1 protein-coding gene is annotated in these 1,021 nt (G+C 46.3%); it reads left to right on the top strand.

The genetic code is table 11. The annotated features are described in order from the left end of the window. Nucleotides 1-1,021 (top strand): elongation factor Tu (tuf, locus tag AB6C75_RS23580; RefSeq protein WP_102248954.1); only part of this gene is annotated, 1,021 nt, incomplete at both ends.

Genomic DNA, 1,021 nt, shown 5'->3' on the forward strand with positions numbered 1-1,021 from the left:
TGTCTAAAGAAAAATTTGAACGTACGAAACCGCACGTAAACGTTGGTACTATCGGCCACGTTGACCACGGTAAAACAACTCTAACTGCTGCTATCTGTACTACACTTGCAAAAGTGTACGGCGGTGTTGCTAAAGATTTCGCATCTATCGATAACGCTCCAGAAGAGCGCGAGCGCGGTATCACAATCGCAACTTCTCACGTTGAGTACGATACTCCTGAACGTCACTACGCACACGTAGACTGTCCTGGACACGCCGATTATGTTAAAAACATGATCACTGGTGCTGCTCAAATGGACGGCGGTATCCTAGTTGTTGCTGCTACAGATGGCCCTATGCCACAAACTCGTGAGCACATCCTACTTGGTCGTCAAGTTGGTATCCCTTACATCATCGTATTCATGAACAAATGTGACATGGTTGATGACGAAGAGCTACTTGAGCTAGTAGAAATGGAAGTTCGTGAACTTCTTTCTGAGTACGAGTACCCAGGAGACGACCTACCAGTAATTCAAGGTTCTGCACTTGGCGCTCTAAACGGCGAAAAGCAGTGGGAAGACAAGATCGTTGAGCTTGCAGAAGCACTAGATTCTTACATTCCACTTCCAGAGCGTGCTGTTGATCTACCGTTCCTACTTCCTATTGAAGATGTATTCTCAATCCAAGGTCGTGGTACTGTAGTTACTGGTCGTATCGAGCGCGGTATCCTACGTGTAGGTGACGAAGTAGAAATCGTTGGTATCAAAGAGACTACTCTTACTACTTGTACTGGTGTTGAAATGTTCCGTAAACTGCTTGACGAAGGTCGTGCAGGTGAGAACGTTGGTGCACTTCTACGTGGTACTAAGCGTGATGACGTTGAACGTGGCCAAGTACTTTCTGCTAAAGGTTCAATCAACCCACACACTAAGTTTGAGTCTGAAGTATACGTACTTTCTAAAGACGAAGGCGGCCGTCACACTCCTTTCTTCAAGGGTTACCGTCCACAGTTCTACTTCCGTACAACTGACGTAACAGGCGA

The organism is Vibrio sp. 10N.237.312.B06 (genome assembly GCF_041464685.1).
Classification (GTDB): domain Bacteria; phylum Pseudomonadota; class Gammaproteobacteria; order Enterobacterales; family Vibrionaceae; genus Vibrio; species Vibrio tasmaniensis_A.